At 64.0% G+C, this 13,946-nt stretch carries 20 protein-coding genes; 18 read left to right on the forward strand and 2 right to left on the reverse strand.

The window, feature by feature from the left end:
* Positions 1-6: 6 nt before the first annotated feature.
* The gene (sthA, locus tag WG901_RS16660; protein ID WP_339588219.1) at positions 7-1,485 is read right to left on the reverse strand and encodes a Si-specific NAD(P)(+) transhydrogenase; all 1,479 of its coding nucleotides are present in this window, start codon (positions 1,483-1,485) and stop codon (positions 7-9) included.
* A gap of 133 nt (positions 1,486-1,618) precedes the next feature.
* Between sthA and WG901_RS16665 the strand changes: the two genes are divergently transcribed.
* Positions 1,619-1,999 carry a winged helix-turn-helix domain-containing protein gene (locus WG901_RS16665; protein ID WP_339588220.1) on the forward strand — a complete coding sequence of 127 codons (381 nt, stop codon included), beginning with the start codon at positions 1,619-1,621 and terminating at the stop codon, positions 1,997-1,999.
* Between the two features lie 530 nt (positions 2,000-2,529).
* On the opposite strand, the gene WG901_RS16670 is transcribed toward WG901_RS16665, so the two are convergent.
* Entirely contained in the window at positions 2,530-2,715 is a 186-nt protein-coding gene (locus tag WG901_RS16670) for a hypothetical protein (protein ID WP_339588221.1), read from the reverse strand.
* Between the two features lie 198 nt (positions 2,716-2,913).
* On the opposite strand from WG901_RS16670, the gene WG901_RS16675 reads away from it, so the two are divergent.
* The 17 genes from WG901_RS16675 (at position 2,914) to rpsQ (ending at position 13,905) form a co-directional block, all read left to right on the forward strand.
* Entirely contained in the window at positions 2,914-3,051 is a 138-nt protein-coding gene (locus WG901_RS16675; RefSeq protein ID WP_339588222.1) for an entericidin A/B family lipoprotein, read from the forward strand.
* Positions 3,051-3,518 carry a GFA family protein gene (locus WG901_RS16680; RefSeq protein ID WP_339588223.1) on the forward strand — a complete coding sequence of 156 codons (468 nt, stop codon included), beginning with the start codon at positions 3,051-3,053 and terminating at the stop codon, positions 3,516-3,518. The genes WG901_RS16675 and WG901_RS16680 overlap by 1 nt, the downstream gene beginning before the upstream one ends.
* Before the next feature lie 283 nt (positions 3,519-3,801).
* Entirely contained in the window at positions 3,802-4,173 is a 372-nt protein-coding gene (rpsL, locus tag WG901_RS16685) for a 30S ribosomal protein S12 (protein ID WP_022675067.1), read from the forward strand.
* A gap of 91 nt (positions 4,174-4,264) precedes the next feature.
* Entirely contained in the window at positions 4,265-4,735 is a 471-nt protein-coding gene (gene rpsG / locus WG901_RS16690; protein ID WP_339588224.1) for a 30S ribosomal protein S7, read from the forward strand.
* A gap of 90 nt (positions 4,736-4,825) precedes the next feature.
* Complete coding sequence (gene fusA, locus WG901_RS16695; RefSeq protein WP_339588225.1) at positions 4,826-6,919, forward strand: elongation factor G; 2,094 nt, start codon at positions 4,826-4,828, stop codon at positions 6,917-6,919.
* Between the two features lie 90 nt (positions 6,920-7,009).
* Positions 7,010-8,200 (forward strand): elongation factor Tu, encoded by a 1,191-nt coding sequence (gene tuf / locus WG901_RS16700; protein ID WP_339588226.1) that lies wholly within the window; start codon positions 7,010-7,012, stop codon positions 8,198-8,200.
* A 275-nt stretch (positions 8,201-8,475) separates the two neighbouring features.
* A complete protein-coding gene (gene rpsJ / locus WG901_RS16705; protein WP_091146544.1) occupies positions 8,476-8,787 on the forward strand; it encodes a 30S ribosomal protein S10 in 312 nt (103 codons plus the stop codon).
* Positions 8,788-9,057: 270 nt separating this feature from the next.
* Positions 9,058-9,816: a 50S ribosomal protein L3 gene (gene rplC, locus WG901_RS16710; protein ID WP_339588227.1), complete on the forward strand. Its 759-nt coding sequence runs from the start codon at positions 9,058-9,060 to the stop codon at positions 9,814-9,816.
* 3 nt (positions 9,817-9,819) lie between these two features.
* Positions 9,820-10,446, forward strand: a complete 627-nt coding sequence (rplD, locus tag WG901_RS16715) for a 50S ribosomal protein L4 (protein ID WP_339588228.1) — start codon at positions 9,820-9,822, stop codon at positions 10,444-10,446.
* Entirely contained in the window at positions 10,439-10,744 is a 306-nt protein-coding gene (locus WG901_RS16720; protein WP_339588229.1) for a 50S ribosomal protein L23, read from the forward strand. The genes rplD and WG901_RS16720 overlap by 8 nt, the downstream gene beginning before the upstream one ends.
* Positions 10,745-10,754: 10 nt before the next feature.
* Entirely contained in the window at positions 10,755-11,591 is an 837-nt protein-coding gene (gene rplB / locus WG901_RS16725; protein WP_339588230.1) for a 50S ribosomal protein L2, read from the forward strand.
* Positions 11,592-11,596: 5 nt separating this feature from the next.
* Complete coding sequence (gene rpsS, locus WG901_RS16730) at positions 11,597-11,875, forward strand: 30S ribosomal protein S19 (protein ID WP_339588231.1); 279 nt, start codon at positions 11,597-11,599, stop codon at positions 11,873-11,875.
* Entirely contained in the window at positions 11,875-12,252 is a 378-nt protein-coding gene (rplV, locus tag WG901_RS16735) for a 50S ribosomal protein L22 (RefSeq protein ID WP_264445378.1), read from the forward strand. Before rpsS ends, rplV begins: the two co-directional genes overlap by 1 nt.
* A 3-nt stretch (positions 12,253-12,255) precedes the next feature.
* Entirely contained in the window at positions 12,256-12,966 is a 711-nt protein-coding gene (gene rpsC, locus WG901_RS16740; protein ID WP_339588232.1) for a 30S ribosomal protein S3, read from the forward strand.
* Between the two features lie 3 nt (positions 12,967-12,969).
* The gene (rplP, locus tag WG901_RS16745) at positions 12,970-13,404 is read left to right on the forward strand and encodes a 50S ribosomal protein L16 (protein ID WP_339588233.1); all 435 of its coding nucleotides are present in this window, start codon (positions 12,970-12,972) and stop codon (positions 13,402-13,404) included.
* Positions 13,404-13,625 carry a 50S ribosomal protein L29 gene (gene rpmC, locus WG901_RS16750; RefSeq protein ID WP_339588234.1) on the forward strand — a complete coding sequence of 74 codons (222 nt, stop codon included), beginning with the start codon at positions 13,404-13,406 and terminating at the stop codon, positions 13,623-13,625. The genes rplP and rpmC overlap by 1 nt, the downstream gene beginning before the upstream one ends.
* A 10-nt stretch (positions 13,626-13,635) precedes the next feature.
* Entirely contained in the window at positions 13,636-13,905 is a 270-nt protein-coding gene (rpsQ, locus tag WG901_RS16755; protein WP_339588235.1) for a 30S ribosomal protein S17, read from the forward strand.
* Positions 13,906-13,946 lie beyond the last annotated feature (41 nt).

Below are 13,946 nucleotides of genomic sequence, written 5' to 3' on the forward strand. Positions count from 1 at the left end.
CGGTGATCAATCGCGCGGCATGCGGTTCCAGGCGTCGAGCGCTGCGATCTTGTAGGCCTCCGCGAGCGTCGGATAGTTGAACGTGTTCTCGATGAAGTAGTCGACCGTGCCCTTGAGGTTGAGCACGGCCTGGCCGATGTGGATCAGCTCGGTCGCGCCTTCGCCGAGGATCTGCACGCCGAGCAGGCGGCGCGTCTTGATCGAGAAGATCATCTTCATCATGCCCTGGTCGAGACCCATGATGTGGCCGCGGCTGGTCTCGCGCATGCGCGCGATGCCGCATTCGTAGTTGATCTTCTTGTCGCGCACTTCCTGTTCGCTCATGCCCACGGTGCTGATCTCGGGCACGGCGTAGATGCCGTAAGGGAAATAGGCCGGGGCGGGGGGCAGCGGCAGGCCGAAGGCGTGGCAGGCGGCGATCCGGCCCTGTTCCATCGAGGTCGAGGCCAGGCTGGGGAAGCCGATGACGTCGCCCGTGGCATAGACGTGCGGGACCTCGGTCTGGAAGGTGTCGGGATCGACCTTGAGCCGGCCGCGGTTGTCGGTCGCAAGGCCGCAGGCGTCGAGCCCGAGTTGCCCGGTCGCGCCGAGGCGGCCCGCGCAATAGAGCAGCATGTCGGTGCGCACGGTGCGGCCGTCACCGGTCTTGGTCACGACCTTGCCCTGCGCGTCCTTCGTCACCGAAACCACCGGTGCGCCGAGGCGGAAGGCGACGCCGCGATCGCGCAACTGGTGGACGAATTCGTCGAGGATCTCGCGGTCGATGAAGTCCAGGAAGGTTTCGCGTGGCTCGACGATCGTCACCTGAACGTCGAGCGCCGAGAAGATCGTCGCATATTCGATGCCGATCACGCCGGCGCCCACCACGGTGATCGAACGCGGCAGCTTGGGCAGGTCGATCACCTCGTCGCTGTCGAGGATCTGGTCGCAGGAGAAGTCGATATTGTCGGGGCGGAACGGCACGGTGCCGACGGCGATGAGGATGCGCTCGCCCGCGACGACGAGTTCGCTGCCGTCGGGCGATGTGACGACCAGGCGGTGTGCGTCCTCGAAGCGCGCGAAGCCTTCCATCGTGTGGACGCCGTTGCGCAGGAACTGGTGTTCGAGAACGTCGACCTCATGCTCGAGCGTCTTGCCCAGCCGCATCGACAGGTCCTCGCTGCCGATCTCCTTCTTCACGCGGTACGAGCGGCCGTAGAAGCCGCGCTCGCGCCAGCCCGTGAGATTGAGCGCGGTCTCGCGCAGCGTCTTCGAGGGAATCGTGCCGGTGTGGACCGAAACGCCGCCGACTTTCTTGCGGCCTTCGACGACGAGCACCGACTTGCCGAGCTTGGCGGCCTGGATCGCGGCGCGGCGCCCAGAGGGGCCGCTGCCGATGACGATGAAGTCGTATTGGGCGGCTGTGCGCTGCTGCCGGATCAATTCGACGGGGACTTCGGCGCTTTCGAGCCCGGCCTTCGACTTGGGGAAGGGGAAATGCTGCATCGCCTGTGTCTTTCGCTGCCCGGGACACGGTTCGGTCCAAGCAGCAATAACGGCATATTAGCCATATTTTTCAGCCCGGAGGCAGACGCGGCAGCCGCTTCCCCCTTGTGCGAACCGGCGCTAGACAGATGCCATGACCGGCGAGGCGATACTCAAGCTCAAGATCCAGCTCTATTGCGGTGACGAGATCGCGATGGGGCCGGGCAAGGCCGACCTGCTCGATGCGATCGCGCAGCACGGCTCGATCTCCGCCGCCGGGCGGGCGATGGGCATGTCCTATCGTCGCGCCTGGCTGCTGGTCGATGCGATGAATCGCTGCTGGCAGCAGCCGCTGGTCGAGACCTCGCCGGGCATGGCCCATGGTGGCGGCGCGCGGTTGAGCGCGTCGGGGCGCGAGGTGCTCGCGCATTACCGCGCGCTCCAGGCGCGGATCGACGGCGCCGCAGAATGCCGCGACTTCGTGGCACTGCGCGAAGCGATCCTGCCCGCCCCGCGCGCCAGCCAGAAGGCGTGATCCTTACGAATAGGCCGGCGTTTTACTGCTCGACCGGCGCGGCACACAGTAATCGCCAAGAAATACTAAGCCTGCTTAGTAAAATATTCCCCGGGATTACCGAAGGCTAGGTCGGGTTTCTGCTTGACCTTTGCATCCGATTCTGAACAATTCGTTACATAAGAACCGGCCGGCTCAAGCACCTTAAAAGCGCTGAGATCGGACCAGGGAACGGGATGGAGGCGATGAAGGGAATTTCGCCAGATCAAGCAGGTTGCAACGCCGCTCGGCGCGCGTGATGCCGTCGTGCATCGCGCCGGATGGCGGACGAGTTCAGGCGAGTTAGAGGATCGAAGGCAGTAGTAAGGGCAAGCGACAGCTGCGGGTCTTGCTGCCTGCCAGCGCTTTTCTTTGCGTCTTCTGTGAATTTTCGAAACTGGCCCCCGTACGATCGCCGGGGGACAGGGGGAAGCGGTCGATCCGCACCGGCCGCTTCCCTTCCAGCTTTGAGGCCGGCGGGTTCTCGCGTCGTCGGGCGGGGGCTGCCCGGTTCAGGTCGTGGCGAGCAAGGACCAGTCGTGCGGTGCGTCCGGTTCGCGATCGATGTCGCGTACCGCCTCCGCGGTCAGCAGGTCGGCCCTCTTGCGATGCAGGCGTTCGTCCTCGGGACTGTCGGCGCCGAGTGCCAGCAGAACCTCTTCGCGTGCGCGCTTGAGGCACAGGGTCAGCTCCGTCATGGCCGTTCTCCTCTCGCGTGCCATGGTGGGGCCTCAGGCTAACACGGCCTCCGAGTCCCGCCGAATCGTTTCGTCGTCTGGCAGCGCCCGGCTGCCGTGAAATGCGGCGCGGTCATTTCCAGGGCCCGGCCGGCTTGCCGTGCGTCGCGGCGCTGCCTAGGAACGCGAGCGGGTCCGAAGGATATGGCGGGAAGACGCATGAACACTGCTCGTAAGCTACTGATCGCTGCGCTGCTGGGCGGTCTGCTCGCCCCGCTCGGCGCGTGCAACACGGTCAAGGGCGTGGGTCGCGACATCGAGTCCGTCGGCGAGGCCGGTGCCCGCGCGCTCAAGTGATGGCCGATCTGCCCGAAGTCCCGATCGAAGGCGGGTGCCGCTGCGGCCGGGTGCGCTTTCGCCTGACCGCAGCGCCGTGGATGGAAACCGTCTGCCACTGCCGCGGCTGTCAGCGGATGACGGCAAGCGCCTTCTCGACCACCGTGATCATGCCCGAGGCGGGCTTTGCGGTGATCGCGGGTGATACCGTCGTCGGCGGTCTGCACGGTGACGAGGCCGACCACCATCACTGCGATTGGTGCAAGTCCTGGGTGTTCACCAAGCCGCGAGGTGCGGTGGGCTTCGTGAACGTGCGCGCGACGATGCTCGACGATGCGACCTGGTTCGTGCCTTGGGCCGAAACGCAGGTTGCCGAGAAGCTGCCATGGGCCGAAACCGGCGCGGTCCGCAGCTTCGATCGTTTTCCCGGCATGGAAGACTATGAAAGCCTGATCGCGGCCTACCGGGCTGAACGCGGCATCGCTTGACCCGCCGGCCGAATCCTCTTAAGGGCGCCGGCTTCCGGAGCAGGATATCCTTCTGCCCAGGACTATAGAGCTGAACATTGGCGGTGCGCGCGAGGGATGACCTCGTGTCAGTCGTCAAAGTAACCCGGCGGTTCGACCGGGTGGAGGGTTTCGGCTCACGATGCAGGCAATGCTCCCAGGGGGCGTGCCGCGCATTCGTGATGCCTCACCTTCCATCGGCTATCGAAACGTCATTTCCGGACGGCAATTCCGTCGTTCGGGCAACACAGGTGAAGAGCACTTCATGCCCACTATCAACCAGCTGATCCGCAAGGGTCGCGTTCCGCAGAAGGCCAAGTCGAAGGTCCCTGCGATGGAGCAGAACCCGCAGAAGCGCGGCGTCTGCACCCGCGTCTACACGACGACCCCGAAGAAGCCGAACTCGGCACTTCGCAAGGTGGCCAAGATCCGTCTGACCAACAGCCGCGAAGTCATCTCGTACATTCCGGGCGAAGGCCACAACCTGCAGGAGCACTCGGTTGTGCTGATCCGCGGCGGCCGTGTTCGCGATCTTCCCGGCGTTCGCTACCACGTCCTGCGCGGCGTGCTCGATACGCAGGGCGTCAAGGATCGCAAGCAGTCGCGCTCGAAGTACGGCGCCAAGCGTCCGAAGTGATGGCGCGCGGCGCCCCGCGCCGCCGCTGCCTCACGTTGGTTTAACGGGCTGGCCATTTGCATGGCGCCCCGAGATTTAAGGAATTCAAGCGATGTCACGTCGTCGTCGTCCCGAGAAGCGGGAAATCCTGCCGGATCCCAAGTTCGGGGATCAGATCCTGTCGAAGTTCATGAACAACCTCATGCTCGACGGTAAGAAGTCGGTCGCGGAAAGCATCGTCTACGGTGCGCTCGAGACCATGGAAACGCGCGCCAAGGCCGATCCGGTCGGCCTGTTCCACAACGCGCTCGAGAACGTGAAGCCGCAGATCGAAGTGCGTTCGCGCCGTGTCGGTGGTGCCACCTATCAGGTTCCGGTCGAGGTTCGCCCCGAGCGTGCTCAGGCTCTTGCCATCCGCTGGCTCATCACGGCTGCGCGCAACCGTTCGGAAACGACGATGTCGGCGCGTCTTTCGGCCGAGCTGCTCGACGCCGCCAACAACCGCGGCAACGCGGTGAAGAAGCGCGAAGACACCCACCGCATGGCCGACGCCAACCGCGCGTTCAGCCACTACCGCTGGTAATATCGGCGGGGGCAGTCTTCAAACTGCAACGTTAATCACCATATGGGCGGAGCCGCACAACGGCTCCCCCACATCTCCGAGGAACTCATCATGGCACGCGGCCATCCGCTCGAGAAATACCGCAATATCGGTATCATGGCGCACATCGACGCCGGTAAGACGACGACCACCGAGCGTATCCTGTACTACACCGGCAAGTCCTACAAGATCGGCGAAGTGCACGACGGCGCCGCGACCATGGACTGGATGGAGCAGGAGCAGGAGCGCGGCATCACGATCACGTCGGCCGCGACGACCTGTTTCTGGAAGGCCGACAGCGGCCAGGGCGACGAGTATCGCATCAACATCATCGACACCCCCGGGCACGTCGACTTCACCATCGAAGTCGAGCGTTCGCTGCGCGTGCTCGACGGTGCCGTGGCTTGCTTCGACGGCGTTGCCGGCGTTGAGCCGCAGTCGGAAACCGTGTGGCGCCAGGCCGACAAGTACGGCGTGCCGCGCATGTGCTTCATCAACAAGCTCGACCGCACCGGCGCGAACTTCAAGTATTGCGTGCAGTCGATCATCGACCGCCTCGGTGCCAAGCCCGCCGTGCTCTACATTCCGATCGGCCTCGAAGCCGACCTGAAGGGCCTCGTCGACCTCGTCCACAACCGTGCGATCATCTGGAAGGATGAGAGCCTGGGCGCCGATTTCTTCTATGAAGAGATCCCGGCCGACCTGGCCGACGAAGCCGCTGTCTATCGCGCCGAACTGATCGAACTCGCCGTCGAGCAGGACGACGATGCGATGGAAGCCTATCTCGAAGGCAACGAGCCCGACGTGGCGACGCTCAAGAAGCTGATCCGCAAGGGTACGCTCGGCCACGCTTTCGTGCCCGTCGTCTGCGGCTCGGCGTTCAAGAACAAGGGCGTTCAGCCCCTGCTCGACGCCGTCGTCGACTATCTGCCTTCGCCGCTCGACATCGAAGACGTCCAGGGCGTCAAGATGGACAGCGACGAGAAGGACAGCCGTCCGCCCGAAGACGGCGCGCCGTTCTCGGCCCTGGCTTTCAAGGTCATGAACGATCCGTTCGTCGGCTCGCTCACCTTCATCCGCATCTACTCGGGCACGCTGACCAAGGGCAGCTACCTGAACTCGGTGAAGGACAAGAAGGAAAAGGTCGGCCGTATCCTCGAGATGCACGCCAACGACCGTAAGGACATCGACGAAGCCTTCGCGGGTGACATCGTTGCTCTCGCCGGCATGAAGGAAACCACGACGGGCGACACGCTCTGCGCTGAAAAGGCGCCGATCGTGCTCGAGCGCATGGAATTCCCCGAGCCGGTCATCGAGCTGTCGGTGGAGCCCAAGACCAAGGCCGACCAGGAGAAGATGGGCGTCGCGCTCAACCGTCTCTCGGCCGAGGATCCCTCGTTCCGCGTCTCGACCGATCACGAATCGGGCCAGACGATCATCAAGGGCATGGGCGAGCTTCACCTCGACATCATCGTCGACCGCATGCGTCGCGAGTTCAAGGTCGAGGCCAACGTCGGCGCGCCGCAGGTGGCCTACCGCGAATACCTCGGCAAGCCGGTGGACGTCGACTACACCCACAAGAAGCAGTCGGGCGGCACGGGCCAGTTCGGCCGCGTGAAGGTCAAGGTCACGCCGGGCGAGCGCGGTTCGGGCATTACCTTCAAGGACGAGATCAAGGGCGGTAACATTCCGAAGGAATATATCCCTGCGATCGAAAAGGGCTTCCGCGAGACGGCAGCCTCGGGCTCGCTGGTCGGCTTCCCGATCATCGACTTCGACGTCGTCCTTTACGACGGTGCTTACCACGACGTCGACTCTTCGGCTCTGGCCTTCGAAATCGCCGGCCGTGGCGCCATGCGCGAAGTCGCCCAGAAAGCCGGCATCAAGCTGCTCGAGCCGATCATGAAGGTCGAAGTCGTCACCCCCGAGGAATATCTCGGCGACGTCATCGGCGACATGAACAGCCGTCGTGGCCAGATCCAGGGCACCGACAGCCGCGGCAATGCCCAGGTTGTCGAGGCCATGGTGCCGCTGGCAAACATGTTCGGTTACGTGAACCAGCTTCGCTCGTTCACCCAGGGCCGAGCGAACTACTCGATGTTCTTCTCCCACTACGACGAGGTCCCGGCGAACGTCGCGGCCGAGGTCAAGGAGAAGCTTGCCTAAGCGGCAAGATCAGATTAGGGGCGGCGCCTGTTTCAGCGGGTGCCGACTCCGTCCCGCAGATTCAATTCAAGCGAAAAGAAGGTTGGAACAATGGCCAAGGCAAAGTTTGAGCGGAATAAGCCGCACTGCAACATCGGCACCATCGGTCACGTTGACCACGGCAAGACCACGCTGACCGCAGCGATCACCAAGGTTATGGCTGAAATCAATGGCGGTGAAGCCGTTGACTTCGCGAACATCGACAAGGCTCCGGAAGAGCGCGAGCGCGGCATCACGATCTCGACGGCTCACGTCGAGTACGAGACCGCTGCCCGTCACTACGCGCACGTCGACTGCCCGGGTCACGCCGACTACGTGAAGAACATGATCACCGGTGCCGCCCAGATGGACGGCGCGATCCTGGTCGTGAATGCTGCTGACGGCCCGATGCCGCAGACCCGCGAGCACATCCTGCTCGCCCGCCAGGTCGGCGTGCCGGCTCTGGTCGTTTACATGAACAAGGTCGACCAGGTCGACGACGCCGAGATCCTCGAGCTCGTCGAGCTCGAAATCCGCGAGCTGCTCAGCTCGTACGGCTTCGACGGCGACAACATCCCCGTGATCCCGGGTTCGGCTCTTGCCGCTCTCGAAGGCCGCGACGAGAACATCGGCAAGGAATCGATCATTGCCCTGATGAACGCCGTCGACACCGCGATCCCGCAGCCGCCGCGCCCGACCGACAAGCCGTTCCTGATGCCCGTCGAGGACGTGTTCTCGATCTCGGGTCGTGGTACGGTCGTCACCGGTCGCGTCGAGACCGGCATCGTCAAGGTTGGCGAGGAAGTCGAAGTCATCGGCATCCGCGACACGCAGAAGACCACGGTCACCGGCGTCGAAATGTTCCGCAAGCTGCTCGATCAGGGTGAAGCCGGCGACAACATCGGCGCGCTGGTTCGCGGTCTGAAGCGCGACGACGTCGAGCGTGGCCAGGTTCTGGCCAAGCCCGGTTCGGTCACGCCGCACACCGAGTTCTCGGCTGAGGTCTACGTGCTGTCGAAGGACGAAGGTGGCCGTCACACGCCGTTCTTCGCCAACTACCGCCCGCAGTTCTACTTCCGCACCACGGACGTCACCGGCGAGGTCATCCTCCCCGAGGGCACCGAGATGGTCATGCCGGGCGACAACATCGCGCTGTCGGTCAAGCTGATCGCGCCGATCGCCATGGACGAGGGTCTCCGCTTCGCAATTCGCGAAGGCGGCCGTACCGTCGGTTCGGGCGTCGTTGCCAAGATCACGAAGTAAGTTTCGCGATCTGATGGGTTCTGAAGGCCCGGTCTTCCTTGGGGAGGCCGGGCCTTTGCCCGTTCTGGCGGGGCCTGTCCGCAGTGTTTCGCGGCGATCCTGGTGGTGATTCGCGGCTTGCATCTGCCGCCGACGGCCTCTGGTCGCGAATCTCCCGAGATCCGCGGATTTTCTGAGGCAAAAGCCCTTGCGCGAATCCCCGAAGCTTAGTAGGGGCGCGCTTCGCAATTGATCGGGCGCATGCGCCCAAGGCTCTTTCTCATCGGTAGTTGGACATGGAAGCTCAGAATATCCGCATTCGCCTCAAGGCATTCGATCATCGCGTGCTGGACCAGGCGACTGGCGAAATCGCGGACACCGCTCGTCGTACCGGCGCGCTGATCCGGGGCCCCATTCCTCTGCCGACCAAGATCGAGAAGTTCTGCGTCAACCGCGGTCCGCACATCGACAAGAAGTCGCGTGAGCAGTTCGAGGTTCGTACCTACAAGCGGCTGCTCGACATCGTGCAGCCGAACGCTGCCACCGTCGATGCGCTGATGAAGCTCGACCTGGCTGCCGGCGTGAACGTCGAGATCAAGCTCGCCTAAGGCGTGCTGAACAAGTTTTCGGTCTTCGGACCACCTTCCTTCCGGCTTCGGCCGGTTAGGCGGACCTCCCAAGTGGATGTGTCTGCCGGGACATAGGGATACCTCCGGCCTCGCCCCTCGGGGCACTTGGCCGGGCAAGCGTCCCCCGTCTCGTCATCCAGAGCCCCAGGGCAGCGGATGGCACTCAGCCCGGACGGGGCTCGCTTCACATCTAGGGCTGAACACGCCTGCGGGGATGGTCCTCGTAGGCCTCTGTATGGAGAATGGATCATGCGCACAGGCGTGATCGCCAAGAAGGTGGGGATGACCCGCCTTTTCCAGGAGGACGGTCGGCACGTGCCGGTAACCGTCTTGGCGCTGGAGGATAACCAGGTTGTCCAGGTCCGCACCACGGAGCGCGACGGTTACGTCGCCGTCCAGCTCGGTGCTGGCGAGGCCAAGCAGAAGAACGTCGCCAAGCCGCAGCGCGAGCACTTCGCCAAGGCGCAGGTGCCGCTCAAGCAGCGTCTGGTCGAGTTCCGCGTCGCAGACGACGCCGTTCTCGAAGTCGGCGCGACGATCGCCGCCTCGCACTTCGTGCCGGGTCAGCTGGTCGATGTCGCCGGTCACACGCAGGGCAAGGGCTTTGCCGGTGCGATGAAGCGCTGGGGCTTCGGCGGTATGCGCGCCACCCACGGCGTCTCGATCAGCCACCGTGCTCACGGTTCGACGGGTAACCGCCAGGATCCGGGTCGCGTCTTCAAGAACAAGAAGATGGCCGGTCACATGGGTGATCGCGAGCGTACCCAGCAGAACCTCGAGATCGTGCGCGTCGATGACGAGCGCGGCCTGATCTTCGTCAAGGGCTCGGTCCCCGGTTCGAAGAACACCTGGCTGACCGTGGTCGACTCGGTGAAGGTCGCACGCCACGCCGAGGCTCCCTATCCCGCCGGCCTGAAGAGCGCCGCCAACAGCAATGATTCGGCTCCCGCCGACACGCCGGCCGAAGAGACCGTCGCTGTCGAAACGGCCGAAGGCCAGGAGGGCTAAGTCGTGAAGGTCAAGCTTTCCAACATCGATGGTTCGGCCGGCAAGGGCGACATCGAGCTTTCGGATGCCGTGTTCGGTCTCGAACCGCGCGCCGACATCCTGCACCGCGTCGTCACCTGGCAGCTCGAAAATCGTCGTGGCATCGCCCGCGCGACCCGCGAGCGTTCGGACGTTGCCCGCACGGGCAAGAAGTTCGGTCGCCAGAAGGGTGGCGGTACCGCCCGTCACGGCGATCGTGCCGCTCCGGTCTTCATCGGCGGTGGTAAGGCTCACGGCGCCCGTCGCCGCGAGTTCGACATCTCGCTGAACAAGAAGATCCGCGCGCTCGGTCTCAAGATGGCGCTTTCGGCCAAGGCTCAGTCGGGTCTGATCGTGGTCGACACGCTCGAGCTCAAGGACGCCAAGACCAAGGCACTTTCGCTGCAGCTCGCCAAGGCGGGCTTCGGCAAGAAGGTCCTGATCATCGATGGCGAGCAGGTTGACGCAGGCTTCGCCCGCGCTGCCGGCAACCTCATCGGCGTGAACGTGCTCCCGGCCGTGGGCGCCAACGTCTACGACATCCTGAAGCATGATACGCTGGTGCTGACGCGCGCCGCGGTCGAAAAGCTGGAGGCGCGTTTCAATGGCTAAGGACGCAATCGACACGCGTCACTACGACGTGATCGTGGCTCCCCACATCACCGAGAAGTCGACGCTGCTCAGCGAACACAACGCCGTGGTCTTCAAGGTTGCCGACAAGGCCACCAAGCCCGAGATCAAGGCTGCCGTCGAGGCGCTGTTCGATGTCAAGGTGGTGAGCGTGAACACGCTGACCCAGAAGGGCAAGACCAAGCGGTGGAAGGGCAAGCCCTATCGCCGTTCGGACGTCAAGAAGGCTGTCGTGACGCTGGCTGCAGGCCAGTCGATCGACGTCACCAGCGGAATCTGAGGCGCGGATCATGGCACTCAAGAACTATAACCCGACCAGCCCCGCGCGCCGCGGTCTGATCCTCGTCGACAAGTCGTCGCTTTGGAAGGGCAAGCCCCTCAAGGCGCTGACCGAAGGCCAGAGCAAGACCGGTGGCCGCAACAACAAGGGCCACGTGACCTCGCGCGGCATCGCCGGCGGCCACAAGCAGAAGTACCGCTTCATCGACTTCAAGCGTCGCAAGTGGGACCAGCCGGCCACCGTCGAGCGTCTGGAATACGATCCCAACCGCACGGCCTTCATCGCCCTCGTCAAGTACGAGGACGGCGAGCAGACCTACATCATCGCGCCGCAGCGTCTCGCGGTCGGTGACACGATCGTCGCCGGCGAGAAGACCGACGTGAAGCCGGGCAATGCCATGCTTCTGTCGCAGATCCCGGTCGGCACCATCATCCACAACGTGGAGATGAAGCCGGGCAAGGGCGGGCAGATCGCCCGTTCGGCAGGCACCTATGTCCAGCTCGTCGGTCGTGACCGCGGCATGGTCATCGTCCGTCTGAACTCGGGTGAGCAGCGCTACCTGCGCGGCGATTGCATGGGAACGGTTGGCGCGGTCTCGAACCCCGACAACTCGAACCAGAACCTCGCCAAGGCCGGTCGCAATCGCTGGAAGGGCATCCGCCCGCTGACCCGCGGCGTCGCCAAGAACCCGGTCGACCACCCGCACGGCGGTGGTGAAGGCCGGACCTCGGGCGGCCGTCACCCGGTCACGCCTTGGGGCAAGCCGACCAAGGGTGCGCGCACCCGCAACAACAAGCAGACGGACAAGATGATTATCCGTTCGCGTCACGCGAAGAAGAAGAGGTAACCGCCATGGCACGTTCCGTCTGGAAAGGCCCCTTCGTCGACCTGCACCTGCTCAAGAAGGCGGAAGCCGCGCAGGATGCCGGCAGCCGCGCTGGTCCGATCAAAACCTGGTCGCGCCGCTCGACGATCCTGCCGCAGTTCGTTGGTCTGACGTTCACCGTCTACAACGGTCACAAGTTCATCCCGGTCTCGGTCAACGAAGACATGGTCGGCCACAAGCTCGGTGAATTCGCGCCCACGCGCACGTTCCCCGGTCACGCCGCCGACAAGAAGGGCAAGCGCTAATGGGCAAGGAAAAAGCTCCCCGTCGCGTCGGCGACAAGGAAGCCCTGTCGGTCGGCACGCAGATCCGCGGTTCGGCCCAGAAGCTGAACCTGGTCGCTGCGCTGATCCGTGGCCGCAAGGCCGAGGACGCACTCAACATCCTGTCCTTCTCGAAGAAGGCCATGGCGGTTGACGCGAAGAAGGTTCTCGCATCGGCGATCGCCAATGCCGAGAACAACCACAACCTGGACGTCGACGCCCTCGTGGTCGCCGAAGCCAGCGTGGGCAAGTCGATCACCATGAAGCGTTTCCACACGCGCGGCCGTGGCAAGTCCACGCGCATCCTGAAGCCGTTCAGCCGGCTGCGCATCGTGGTCCGCGAAGTCGAGGAGGCCTGATCCATGGGTCATAAGAGCAACCCGATCGGCCTGCGTCTGCAGATCAACCGGACCTGGGACAGCCGCTGGTACGCCGAAGGCAAGAGCTATGCGTCGATGCTTGAGGAAGACCTCAAGATGCGCAAGTTCATCATGACCTCGCTGCCGCAGGCCGCGATCTCCAAGGTCGTGATCGAGCGTCCCGCCAAGCTGTGCCGCGTGTCGATCTATGCCGCTCGTCCGGGCGTCATCATCGGCAAGAAGGGCGCCGACATCGAGAAGCTGCGCTCCGCGCTGGCCAAGCTGACCAGCAGCGAAGTGAAGCTGAACATCGTCGAGATCCGCAAGCCGGAAGTCGATGCCAAGCTCGTTGCCCAGGGCATCGCCGACCAGCTCGTTCGCCGCGTGGCCTTCCGCCGTGCGATGAAGCGTGCCGTGCAGTCGGCTCTGCGTCTCGGTGCCGAAGGCATCAAGATCACCTGCGGTGGCCGTCTCGGCGGCGCCGAGATCGCTCGCGTCGAATGGTATCGCGAAGGTCGCGTGCCGCTCCACACGCTGCGCGCGCACATCGACTATGCCGAAGCCGAGGCGCTGACCGCCTATGGCATCATCGGCATCAAGTGCTGGATCTTCAAGGGTGAGATCCTGGGCCACGATCCGTTGGCGCAGGAACGGCTGATGATGGAGGCTCAGACCTCCGGCGTGCGCCCGGCGCGCGAAGACCGCAGGAACTAAGCCATGCTGCAACCTAAGAAAACCAAGTTCCGCAAGGCCTTCAAGGGCCGGATCAAGGGCGACGCCAAGGGCGGCACCGATCTGAACTTCGGTTCCTACGGCCTCAAGGCCCTGGAGCCCGAGCGGATCACCGCGCGCCAGATCGAAGCGGCTCGTCGTGCGATCACGCGTCACATCAAGCGCCAGGGTCGTCTCTGGATCCGCATCTTCCCGGACGTGCCGGTGACGAAGAAGCCCGCCGAAGTCCGCCAGGGCAAGGGCAAGGGTTCGATCGAATACTGGGCAGCCCGCGTGAAGCCGGGTCGCATCCTGTTCGAGCTCGACGGCGTTGCCGGCCCGCTGGCCGCCGAGGCCTTCAGCCGCGCGGCGATGAAGCTGCCGATCAAGACCAAGGTCGTCGCCCGTCTCGGCGACACCTCGCACCTGGGAGGCGAATGATGGCCGCCGCTAAGAACTCGAACAAGGTCGGTGACTTCCGCGCCAAGACCGACGACCAGCTTTCGGCTGACCTCGGCGATCTGAAGCGCGAGGCGTTCAACCTGCGCTTCCAGGCCGCGACGAACCAGCTGGAGCGTCCGGCGCGCATCAAGGAAGTGCGCCGCGATATCGCCCGTATCAAGACGCTGCAGACTGAGCGTACTCAGTCGCCCAAGGCGTAAGGAGCCAACGATGCCCAAGCGTATCCTCGTCGGGACCGTTGTTTCCGATAAGACCGACAAGACCGTGGTCGTGAAGGTCGAGCGTAAGGTGAAGCACCCGCTCTACGGGAAGATCATCCGCCGTTCGAAGAAGTATCACGCCCACGACGAAGACAATGCCTACAAGGCCGGCGAGACCGTGCGCATCGAGGAAACTCGGCCGCTGTCGAAGCTGAAGACGTGGAAGGTCATCGACCGCGTCCAGGCCGGCAAGGGCACCGCGATCGAAGCGGACGTCTAAGTCAGACTATTTCGGAACTGCCGGGCATGTCTCGGTAAGCC

This window comes from Novosphingobium anseongense (assembly GCF_037482895.1).
Taxonomy (GTDB): Bacteria; Pseudomonadota; Alphaproteobacteria; order Sphingomonadales; family Sphingomonadaceae; genus Novosphingobium; species Novosphingobium anseongense.

Coding starts and splice junctions, on each gene's coding strand:
- WG901_RS16675 (WP_339588222.1), top strand. CDS start 2,914: ATGAACACTGCTCGTAAGCTACTGATCGCTGCGCTGCTGGGCGGTCTG.
- rpsL (WP_022675067.1), top strand. CDS start 3,802: ATGCCCACTATCAACCAGCTGATCCGCAAGGGTCGCGTTCCGCAGAAG.
- rpsQ (WP_339588235.1), top strand. CDS start 13,636: ATGCCCAAGCGTATCCTCGTCGGGACCGTTGTTTCCGATAAGACCGAC.
- WG901_RS16720 (WP_339588229.1), top strand. CDS start 10,439: ATGGCTAAGGACGCAATCGACACGCGTCACTACGACGTGATCGTGGCT.
- WG901_RS16670 (WP_339588221.1), bottom strand. CDS start 2,715: ATGACGGAGCTGACCCTGTGCCTCAAGCGCGCACGCGAAGAGGTTCTG.
- sthA (WP_339588219.1), bottom strand. CDS start 1,485: ATGCAGCATTTCCCCTTCCCCAAGTCGAAGGCCGGGCTCGAAAGCGCC.
- rplC (WP_339588227.1), top strand. CDS start 9,058: ATGCGCACAGGCGTGATCGCCAAGAAGGTGGGGATGACCCGCCTTTTC.
- rpmC (WP_339588234.1), top strand. CDS start 13,404: ATGGCCGCCGCTAAGAACTCGAACAAGGTCGGTGACTTCCGCGCCAAG.
- rpsC (WP_339588232.1), top strand. CDS start 12,256: ATGGGTCATAAGAGCAACCCGATCGGCCTGCGTCTGCAGATCAACCGG.
- tuf (WP_339588226.1), top strand. CDS start 7,010: ATGGCCAAGGCAAAGTTTGAGCGGAATAAGCCGCACTGCAACATCGGC.
- WG901_RS16665 (WP_339588220.1), top strand. CDS start 1,619: ATGACCGGCGAGGCGATACTCAAGCTCAAGATCCAGCTCTATTGCGGT.
- fusA (WP_339588225.1), top strand. CDS start 4,826: ATGGCACGCGGCCATCCGCTCGAGAAATACCGCAATATCGGTATCATG.
- rplV (WP_264445378.1), top strand. CDS start 11,875: ATGGGCAAGGAAAAAGCTCCCCGTCGCGTCGGCGACAAGGAAGCCCTG.
- rpsG (WP_339588224.1), top strand. CDS start 4,265: ATGTCACGTCGTCGTCGTCCCGAGAAGCGGGAAATCCTGCCGGATCCC.
- rplB (WP_339588230.1), top strand. CDS start 10,755: ATGGCACTCAAGAACTATAACCCGACCAGCCCCGCGCGCCGCGGTCTG.
- rpsS (WP_339588231.1), top strand. CDS start 11,597: ATGGCACGTTCCGTCTGGAAAGGCCCCTTCGTCGACCTGCACCTGCTC.
- rpsJ (WP_091146544.1), top strand. CDS start 8,476: ATGGAAGCTCAGAATATCCGCATTCGCCTCAAGGCATTCGATCATCGC.
- rplP (WP_339588233.1), top strand. CDS start 12,970: ATGCTGCAACCTAAGAAAACCAAGTTCCGCAAGGCCTTCAAGGGCCGG.
- WG901_RS16680 (WP_339588223.1), top strand. CDS start 3,051: ATGGCCGATCTGCCCGAAGTCCCGATCGAAGGCGGGTGCCGCTGCGGC.